This window comes from Hungatella sp. (assembly GCF_046966825.1).
Genome location: NZ_JBKVCZ010000193.1, coordinates 1 through 9492 on the forward strand (window position 1 = coordinate 1; position 9492 = coordinate 9492).

Annotated in this window: 9 protein-coding genes; all 9 read right to left on the minus strand. The window is 49.6% G+C overall.

The window, feature by feature from the left end; genetic code table 11:
* Positions 1-1505, minus strand: a 1505-nt coding sequence (locus ACLTD4_RS31350) for a serine hydrolase (protein WP_412331861.1), incomplete at its 3' end; no start/stop codon positions are given.
* A gap of 755 nt (positions 1506-2260) precedes the next feature.
* A complete protein-coding gene (locus tag ACLTD4_RS31355) occupies positions 2261-2746 on the minus strand; it encodes a hypothetical protein (RefSeq protein ID WP_117623694.1) in 486 nt (161 codons plus the stop codon).
* Between the two features lie 204 nt (positions 2747-2950).
* The gene (locus ACLTD4_RS31360; protein WP_055655711.1) at positions 2951-3739 is read right to left on the minus strand and encodes an RnfABCDGE type electron transport complex subunit B; all 789 of its coding nucleotides are present in this window, start codon (positions 3737-3739) and stop codon (positions 2951-2953) included.
* A gap of 15 nt (positions 3740-3754) precedes the next feature.
* Entirely contained in the window at positions 3755-4330 is a 576-nt protein-coding gene (gene rsxA, locus ACLTD4_RS31365; protein WP_002600142.1) for an electron transport complex subunit RsxA, read from the minus strand.
* 12 nt (positions 4331-4342) lie between these two features.
* The gene (gene rsxE, locus ACLTD4_RS31370) at positions 4343-5134 is read right to left on the minus strand and encodes an electron transport complex subunit RsxE (protein ID WP_117623693.1); all 792 of its coding nucleotides are present in this window, start codon (positions 5132-5134) and stop codon (positions 4343-4345) included.
* Positions 5135-5145: 11 nt separating this feature from the next.
* A complete protein-coding gene (locus ACLTD4_RS31375) occupies positions 5146-5766 on the minus strand; it encodes an RnfABCDGE type electron transport complex subunit G (protein ID WP_117623692.1) in 621 nt (206 codons plus the stop codon).
* Between the two features lies 1 nt (position 5767).
* Entirely contained in the window at positions 5768-6691 is a 924-nt protein-coding gene (locus ACLTD4_RS31380; protein WP_412331862.1) for an RnfABCDGE type electron transport complex subunit D, read from the minus strand.
* A gap of 11 nt (positions 6692-6702) precedes the next feature.
* The gene (gene rsxC, locus ACLTD4_RS31385) at positions 6703-8025 is read right to left on the minus strand and encodes an electron transport complex subunit RsxC (RefSeq protein ID WP_055655707.1); all 1323 of its coding nucleotides are present in this window, start codon (positions 8023-8025) and stop codon (positions 6703-6705) included.
* A 441-nt stretch (positions 8026-8466) separates the two neighbouring features.
* Positions 8467-9213, minus strand: a complete 747-nt coding sequence (locus ACLTD4_RS31390; protein WP_117623691.1) for a copper homeostasis protein CutC — start codon at positions 9211-9213, stop codon at positions 8467-8469.
* Between the last annotated feature and the right edge of the window lie 279 nt (positions 9214-9492).

A 9492-nucleotide genomic window follows, 5' to 3' on the forward strand; every position in this document is an offset into this window, starting at 1 on the left:
TTCTTTACCAGCCTTTCCAGAAGCTTCTGCATATTTCCGATCACCGGGTGATCTCCCAGGCTGTATTCCTCCGCCACTGGTTTCATCTTAGGAAATGCCAGCCAGGTGCTTCCTGCCTCATCTTCCCATACTGCGATCTTAAGAGGAAGCTCCAGCGCGATGCTCTGGTCCGCCTGCATGAGTCCGGTTCCAACCTTCGGTGCTCCGAATACGAGAACCGTTGTCGGTCTCAGTTCCAATCCTGCCTCCGCCGCGTTCCTTGCATGATCGAATTTGGCAAACACCGGAATATCAAGTGCGTTTAACTGCTTCTCCAGCCTGCTCACCGTCTCATCTGCCGAGAACTGGCCTTCCATCAGGAACAGCCGCGTATCATCGTAATTGGTGGACAGGAGATCTCCGAAGGCGCCGGCGATCTTTCTTCCCAGATTCGTGAAATCCACGCCCTCCTTGTTTGCCATCAGGGTGACGCATACCAGCTCCTCCGGATGGGTAAAGCGGCTTAAGAAAGAGGAAAATCCGGGTACGGAGCCTTTAATATCCATCAGGCCTCTGTGATGGTAGAACTGCCATCCGGCGCTGCCCGGAACGGTCCGTCCATCGGGAAGCTTCCATGACGCATAGACAACCGCCCTGTCTTCCGGCTTTTTGATCAGGACACCGCCAGCAAGACCGATATCCCAGAAGGAGATATCCTGGGCCGACGCCCACACGTCCCCAAAACCGCGGAGAGCGGAGGAATGCATCTGCGGAAACGCACTTCCGTCGCTCTGGTAGCTGACAGCCGTCTCCGCCGGATCAATATACCGGCCGTCGGTCTTGAATATCTGGTGAACGTATTCACTCAAGGATAAATCCTCCTGATGAAATGCTGAGAGACCCTCCGAAAACGATGTATGCTTAAGCCCAAGGAGTTCAAACTGATTCTTCTTGACGAATTCCTGATACGCCATTTTGCTCACTCTCTCGACCACTTCGGTCAGAAGGAGGAAATTCGTTGCACTCTGAGCCACCTCTGTTCCAGGTTCAAACTGAAGAGGCAGTTCCGCAGTCAGACCGATCAGTTCTTCAAACGTCCACTCTCTCGTGAGGCTGAATCCCTCCTGCTTCCTGTAATCCGCAAGCCCCGAAGCGTGATGAAGCAATTGACGAACCGTAATGCTCTTCCACTGTTCCGGGAGTGAATCCACATACGCTGCGGCAGGCGCGTCCAAATCCACGCTTCCGTCCTCGTACAGCTGCATGACCGCCACTGCCGCATATCCCTGGGAAATAGGGCCTGCCGGCCAAAGTGTATTCACCGATGCAAGACGCTTCTGTCCGGCATCTGAAAATCCGTATCCCACAACCCGCGGAATATAGGGTGCCTGAACAATCGCCAGGGTCAGTCCCGGGATCTCCTGTTCCTCCATAAACTTCCATACCATCTCATCCACGGTTCTTCCAAGATACGATACATCCGCGCTGCCCCTCATCTTCATCTCTGTGTGTTCTCTTGTGTTCATACTGAATACTCCTTTCGTTTTGGACCGGTCGCCTCTCGTTTCACGTGCTGGCAATCCTGCCAGCTCACTATGGTGAGCTCTGTGGCCGTATACTTAGACTTGTTTTGCTGTTGCTGCTGCTACTGCGATTATTGCTGTCGCTACCGCCGCCGTCACTACTGTTATAATTTATGTTACAGTTTATACTGTAATAATACATGTTACAGTATAAACTGTCAACAGTTTTTTATATTTTATTGATTAAAAGAATAGAAAACGTATTACGTCACAACTCCTTACCGCACGTTTTTGGAAAGTCTGGCTCCATTTTGGATACCACAAGCATTACAAAACAGCTTGTCCGGTTACTTCATTCCGTCCTTTTCATTTTCATCTTCGTTTCGCCTCCATAATTTATAAAGAGCAAATATAGAAAGCGCAGCCAAATTATGCTGTCACCTCAATCATTATCTGTAGATATGTTTTTTGAAAGAGATGATGAGGAAAAACTGTTTCTTCTATCTCAAATTAAACAGGCTGTAGATCCGAAAAAACCTTGCAGAATTTCCATAACTGTTTAGCAAAATTCAATAGCCAGGAAATTTACGATGAATGGCTCAACAGCGGCTTTTTTACAATTGTCAGAAATGACGCAGAAACGGATACTCGTTTAGAAACTGTCGATTTTTAGCAAGGCATTTTGGATTGTGACTTTTGTAGGGTGAGCATATTCATAGTGGAGGCAGCAGAGCCATCCGCTCTCCAGCCCATTTCACTTACTTTCTTTCAACCAAAAGCGCAATCCATATTACCGCCGCAAACACAGTAACCAGCGAAACGTTCACAACCTTTGCAGCGGTCATATTCCGGTCTTCCGCGGGGCAGTAAAACTGTGAAGGCCTGGAGGGATTACAGTAAAGTTCAATGGGCGTACCGTTCTTTCCCGTAGAAAAGAAAGAGGTAATCCGCCGTCCATCCATTCCCCAGTACTCTTTTCCTCTGTAGGAATAACGGTAAAACATATTTCTTTGGTATGTAAAGGAATTCCTATATTTCATTTTAAGAGGCTGACCGTATGGTTTCAGTCCCTCATTGATAAGAAGGGAGGCCATCCGGTCGACCCGCCCTATGACCCGCTCCGTACAGGCCTGTTTTATTTCTTCGTTTTTCCTGTCCATTTTCGATAAGTAGTATAGGACAGCTAAAACCCAGACACAGAGTAAAATCACAGCCACCAGAAGATTTGTCAGCCATTCGTTCATCGTTCCGCACCTCACCTTGATATACCATTTCTTTATTCTTTGCAGCTCTCTTCTCTCAGTATATCAGAAAAGCGGCGGCAGCAAAAGCGCTTATAAAGAAAGCTCCTTTTGAAACTGTGCTCCCCAGCGGATGCAGAAACGGAGCACCGTCTCCGGTACTCCGTTTCCCATCATGCGCACAAAACTGCGCATTTCATTTATGCATTAAATAATAACCTTCACCGGACATTTCGCCGCGCACTTTCCGCAGTTCGTACACTTCTCGTAGTCGATGACCGCCACATTATTATCCATGTGGATCGCATCGAACTCACACTGCTTCGTACATAAGGTACAGGCGATACAGCCTGATTCACATTTTGCCTTTACATCCTTGCCCTTATCATGGGAGCTGCACTGAACGAGGTGCTCCGCCGTATACGGCACGAGCTCGATCAGATGGTTCGGACAGGAGGCCACACATTTGCCGCAGGCCACACATTTCTCCTTATCGACAACAGCCACACCGTCAACCACGTGAATCGCATCGAAGGCGCAGGCCTTGACACAGGAACCGTATCCCATACAGCCGTAGACGCAGGCTTTCTCTCCGGCGCCCGGAACGACCGTGATCTTCTTGCAGTCATCCATGCCGTAGTAGTTGTACTGGACCTTCGTCTTATCGCAGGTACCCTTACATTTTACAAAAGCCACTTTCTTCACAGCGTTTCCGCCGTCCACGCCCATGATGGCGCCGATTCTTCCCGCAGCAGCCGCTCCGCCTACCGGACAGGCATCCACGGATGCTTCACCCGCGGCGATTGCCTTTGCCAGAGCGTCACAGCCTGCGTATCCGCAGCCGCCGCAGTTATTGCCTGGCAGCTCGTTGCGCACGAGGATCTCTTTTTCATCTGTTTCTACTTTAAATTTTTCGCTGGCTACACCTAAGAAGACACCAATCAAAATACCGAGGATACCTACTACGGCTGCCGCTATGATAATACCTGTTATCATTTTCGTCTCCTCCCCCTAAATTAATCCGGAAAATCCGAAAAACGCGATTGCCATCAGTCCCGCGGTGATGAGCACGATCGGCGATCCCTGGAAGGAATACGGAACATCGTTATGCTCAATCTTCTCGCGCACACCAGCCAGCATTACGATGGCGATGGTAAATCCAACGGAAGTACCCACGCCGTTGATAACGCTCTCTAAAATGCTGTAAGACTTCTGTACGTTGGTTAACGCCACACCGAGTACGGCACAGTTGGTCGTAATCAGAGGCAGGTACACGCCCAGCGCCTCATAAAGCGGCGGCATGGACTTCTTTAAGAACATCTCCACAAACTGAACGAGTGCGGCGATGACCAGAATAAACACGATGGTCTGTAAGAATTCCAGATTTAAATTCACCAGAATTCCCTTATAGATCACGCTGGTTACAAACGATGCAATGGTTATTACGAAAATAACGGCTGCGCCCATACCGGCAGAAGTTTTTACGTTCTTGGAAACGCCAAGGAATGGACATAAACCGAGGAACTGGCTTAAGACTACGTTATTCACGAGTGCTGAGCCGACCGCGATTAAAAACAATTCTTTCATCTATCCATCCTCCTATTCTTCTTTTTTCGAGGTAGCGGCCTTTAATTCCGCTTCCTTCTTAGCCAGGTCGGCCTTCTTCGATGCAAGGGCATCCTCCTCTGCCTGTCTCTTTCTTGTCTCCAGAATCTCATGATTGGACATACAGGAAGAGCCGGAACAGTTCATACAGTCACCGCCGCAGGCCAGTCTGGACTGGGGAACGGAACCGTTGGTCGCCGATGGAGCCTTGAACTTATTCTGGAGCGCTGTCAGGACAGCCAGCACGAAGAACGCGCCTGGAGCCAGAATAAAGATGGAAATATGGTAATCCTCCGGAATGAATACCTTTCCGAAGACCGCACCTGCGCCCAGAATCTCACGCACAAGGCCGATTGCTGTAAGGGCAATGGTAAAACCAAGACCCATACCGATTCCGTCGAAGGTGGAAGCCATCACCGGGTTCTTGGAGGCATAGGACTCTGCACGGCCAAGGATGATACAGTTTACCACGATTAACGGGATATAGATACCGAGAGCCGCGTTTAAGCTGGGCACATAGGCCTGTAAAAGCAGCTGCACGATGGTAACAAGGGTTGCCACGATGACGATGTACGCAGGAATCCTGACACGGTCGGGAATAATCTTGCGGAGCGCCGCGATGAGCATATTGGAAAACATCAAAACCACAGTTGTGGAAAGTCCCATACCTAATCCGTTGATGGCCGAAGTCGTAACAGCCAGCGTCGGACACATGCCCAGCATCAGGACGAAGGTAGGGTTCTCTTTTACGATGCCGTTATATAAACGTTCTGTACATTTATTCATGATCCCACCTCCTATTGCGGTATGCAGTTAGCTGCGAAGTAAAGAGCCGCATCTACTGCATGAGTCACTGCGTTTGAAGTAATGGTCGCACCGCTGATCGCGTTGATCTCGGAATCGGATGTGCTGCCTGTCTTCGTCACAGTAAATTCTTCTACTGACTTATCTTTATACTGATCCTTGAACGCAGGCTCTGTCGCCTTCATTCCAAGTCCCGGTGTATCACTGATTTCCAGGAGCTCCACGCCGGTGATCTGTCCTTCATTGGTGATTCCGACGGAAACCTTGACGGTTCCGCCGTAGCTGTCGTCGGAGGAGGCCGTTATGATGTGTCCGATCACGTTGCCGGAAGCATCCACTGCCTTTAAGGCCACGCTCACCGCGACATTGCCGTACTCAGGCTTCTGCTCCTTTAAGTTTTCTTTGGATACAGCCACCTGATCCTGAATCGCCTGATCAAATACAAAATCCACCGCATCCGGATAGGCAATCTGATACTTATGGAGACTCTCTTTCGCCTCGGCCATCTGGATCGGGACCTTGGTAATCTGATAGACAGCGCCCAGAAGCAGACCGGAAATCAAGGTAATTGCAAATAAAATCCATGCGTCTTTCATGAATCCGCCTTTTTTCATCTTACTTGCCCTCCTTTCCAAACGCCTTTGGAAGGGTAATCTTCTCAATCAGCGGCACCAGAATGTTGCTGATGATGATCGCATAGGAAACGCCCTCTGCGGATCCGCCGAACAACCGGAAAAGGCCGGTCAGCACACCTAAGAGAATACCGAACAGGATCTGGCCCTTCGGTGTAATCGGGCTGGTTACATAGTCGGTTGCCATAAAGAACGCACCGAAGATGAGGCCGCCGCCGCATAAATGTGCAAGCACATACATGAGATCATGCTGGCCGAAAATAAACACAAACACTGCAAAGGTGATTAAGTAGGCCGCCGGAATCCGGATGGTGATGACCTTCTTGATCAGTAAGTAAGCTGCGCCGATCAGCAGGGCGATCACGGATACCTCGCCGATGGTTCCCGGAATCTTACCGATGAACATGACCGGAATATCCACTGCCTGGCCTGCCTTTAAGGCTGCAAGCGGTGTCGGACTTACTACCGCGTCGTTATATGTGAAGGTAGTCATCTTTCCCGCAAATGCGATGAGTAAGAAACATCTGGCCGCCAGAGCCGGGTTCATGAAGTTCTGGCCAAGGCCGCCGTATAACTGCTTTACAACAATAACAGCAAAGATACCGCCCAATACCGGAATCCATAACGGGATGCTTGGCGGCATGTTGAGCGCCAGGATCATACCCGTTACCAGGGCGCTTCCGTCGCTGATCGTGACTGGTTTTCCCATGAGTGTCTCGTACACGTATTCGCTGAGCACACAGGAAAGGACTGTCACAAGAATGACAAGTGCTGCTTTTATTCCGAACTGATATACACCATACGCAGTCGCAGGAATCATGGCAATCGCAACATCCAGCATGATATTACTCGTTGTTACCTGGTCCCTGACATGAGGTGATGATGATACGTTTAATAATTTACTCATTCTTCACCCTCCTACGCTTTCTTTCTGCTTGCCGCAACTACTTTACGCATTTCCTTGAAGGCCTGGGTTAAAGGTCTCTTCGCAGGGCATACATACGTACAGCAGCCGCATTCGCAGCATTCCATACCATTTAATGCGGTAAAACGTTCGATATCGGAGCGTTCCGCCGCGTCCATCATCATCTGGGGAACCACATGGCTCGGACAGACGCTTACGCATCTTCCACAACGGATACAGGCGGAAGGAGCATGAATCGCCACCTCGTCCTTCGTCATACAGGTAAGGGCAGAAGAGGTCTTCGTCACCGGAATCTCTAAATTGAACAGTGCCTGTCCCATCATCGGTCCGCCGGAAATGATTTTTTCCGGTTCTGTCTTAAAGCCGCCGGAAGCCTCTAAAAGTTCCTTATAGCTGGTACCTGTCCGCACACTGTAGTTCTGCGGATTTGCAATCGCGTCTCCCGTTACCGTGATAATTCTGCGGATCAGCGGGGTTGTCTTGCAGACTGCATTATAAATAGAAATAACCGTATCCACGTTGTCCACGATACAGCCGGCGTCGGCCGGAAGCATGGAGGAGTTGATCTTTCTGCCCGTAACCGCATAAATTAAGGAACGCTCACCACCCTGCGGGTACTTCGTAAGAAGCGGACACACGGTAATTCTCGGTTCGTCCTTAACGAGCTCCGTCATCTTCTGAATGGCGTCAGGCTTGTTGTTCTCAATACCGATTACCCCTTTGGCGTTATCGAACAGCTGGAGGATGACATTCAGTCCCTTGATGATGCTTAAGGGTTCTTCCAGCATCATGCGGTAATCGGACGTCAGATACGGCTCACACTCCGCGCCGTTTACAATGATCGTATCGATGGCGGATTCGTCCTTCGGCGTCAGTTTTACATGAGTCGGGAAACCTGCGCCTCCCAAGCCTACGATGCCGGCCTCTTTTACGATATTACGGATCTCTTCTTTGGATAAGGTCTTTGGATCACGATCTTCGCCAAAGCCTTCCACCGTCTCATACATACCATCATTTTCCACAATGATGGACGGCACCATGGCGCCGTTTGCAACCATTCTCGGTTCCAGTGACTTCACTGTTCCGGAAACGGAGCTGATGATGCAGGCCGATATAAATCCGCCCGGCTCACCGATCTTCTGTCCAACCAATACATGGTCGCCCTTTGCCACAAGTGGCTTAGCCGGCGCGCCAATATGCTGGGACAGCGGGAAAACCATCTCGCCTTTTGGCTGCAGTACCGATACTGGTTTACTCATCGACAGTTCCTTACCCTCGTACGGGTGGATGCCGCCTTTAAATGTAGCCAAACCCATCTAACTAACCCTCTTTCTATACATTCTTAATCTCTCCCGGCAAAATATGACAATCGCATTTTTGCCATCTCGTACAGTATAACATAATTCAGGAATCGAAACAATTGAAACTTACACATTGTATACTGTGTTCTTTATGGAAATTCTTCCATTTATCAGATAAATACAGGGATAGAACACAAGAATTCCTTGTTAAAATTGTGACGAAACTTATTAACCCAGGTTATGTCTTGTATTTATATAAATACAATTATCTTAAAATTTTTCTGCTGCAGTGCCGCCGTTCCCCTTTTTATTTGATAAATCGATTCTGCTGCCGAAGTTTCCATTGTGAAATTTTTATTCAATTCCCCTGTCTAATCCCAGCTTCAGGGAGGATAATCTAATAATTTTTTAGTTCTTTAAGGTGATTATATATTAGAAAATTTAATAAATACACCACTATCTGACAGAGGAAAGCAGCTCTACCACCTTGTCTCTCGCCACCGCCTCAAAGCAGGCTGCGTGCTGGGAATCCGCGTAGGAGTAGGACACTTCCTCTCCCACCGTGGTTGGGTCAACGATCCAGTCCTTGCAGGAACTGTGGACCTGCGCAATGCCGGTTTTCTCCGCCAGTTCTTTCGCGTTGCCCGCGTTGATGCCGCTGCCTGCGAGTATCTCAATCCTGTCTCCAAAACGATCCTGGAGTTCTTTTAACAGCCGCCAGCCATCAGGAGCCTTGCTTTTCAGTCCGCTGGTCAGAATCCGGTCCACGCCCAGTGAAATCAGCTGCTCCGCGGCCTCAAACGGATTCTTCACACAGTCGAATGCACGGTGAAACACTGCTTCTCCGCCCTTTTCCCGGATGGCCTTCACCATCAGCTCCGTCTGAGATAAATCGATGGTTCCGTCCGCCTTCAGGCAGCCGAATGCGATTCCATCCGCTCCGTGTCCCATCATCATCTGGCAGTCAAAAAACATCTGTTTGAAGTCCGCTACCCCATAACAGAAACCGGCGCCTCTCGGTCTCGCCATGGCGATGACTTTTAGAGATGTTTCCCGTTTTACCAGCAGAAGTTCGGCCATAGAAGGGGTCAGCCCTCCCAGTGCCAGCGCGCTGTTTAATTCGATTCTCTCCGCGCCGCCGGCTGCCGCCTCCAGCGCGTCATAATAACTCCCGCAGCAGATTTCTACCGTAATTTGTCCCATTTTTTCCTTCCTTTCTCCATTTCGTCCACCGGAAATAAGCACGCATTTCTCATAAAAACGCGCGCCTCCGCCTTCCGGCTCATGCACGGCACACAGGGACAGTATATCAGTTTGAAAATACCATGTCAATTTTGATGGGGGTGTGGATTGAAGAAACGTGGACTTTTGCGTAGGGTATTGAGGAAAAGGGCGCGCGGGAGGCAGGGAGAGAAAGGTTCAGGGATTCCGAGGGGGTGGGACTAAGGGAGAATAACCCCCTCCGCAGGGGTCCCGGGCAAT

What these genes read in the sequence shown, in the direction of transcription:
- ACLTD4_RS31355 (WP_117623694.1), bottom strand. Translation starts at nt 2,746, where the DNA reads ATGAACGAATGGCTGACAAATCTTCTGGTGGCTGTGATTTTACTCTGT.
- ACLTD4_RS31360 (WP_055655711.1), bottom strand. Translation starts at nt 3,739, where the DNA reads ATGATAACAGGTATTATCATAGCGGCAGCCGTAGTAGGTATCCTCGGT.
- rsxA (WP_002600142.1), bottom strand. Translation starts at nt 4,330, where the DNA reads ATGAAAGAATTGTTTTTAATCGCGGTCGGCTCAGCACTCGTGAATAAC.
- rsxE (WP_117623693.1), bottom strand. Translation starts at nt 5,134, where the DNA reads ATGAATAAATGTACAGAACGTTTATATAACGGCATCGTAAAAGAGAAC.
- ACLTD4_RS31375 (WP_117623692.1), bottom strand. Translation starts at nt 5,766, where the DNA reads ATGAAAAAAGGCGGATTCATGAAAGACGCATGGATTTTATTTGCAATT.
- ACLTD4_RS31380 (WP_412331862.1), bottom strand. Translation starts at nt 6,691, where the DNA reads ATGAGTAAATTATTAAACGTATCATCATCACCTCATGTCAGGGACCAG.
- rsxC (WP_055655707.1), bottom strand. Translation starts at nt 8,025, where the DNA reads ATGGGTTTGGCTACATTTAAAGGCGGCATCCACCCGTACGAGGGTAAG.
- ACLTD4_RS31390 (WP_117623691.1), bottom strand. Translation starts at nt 9,213, where the DNA reads ATGGGACAAATTACGGTAGAAATCTGCTGCGGGAGTTATTATGACGCG.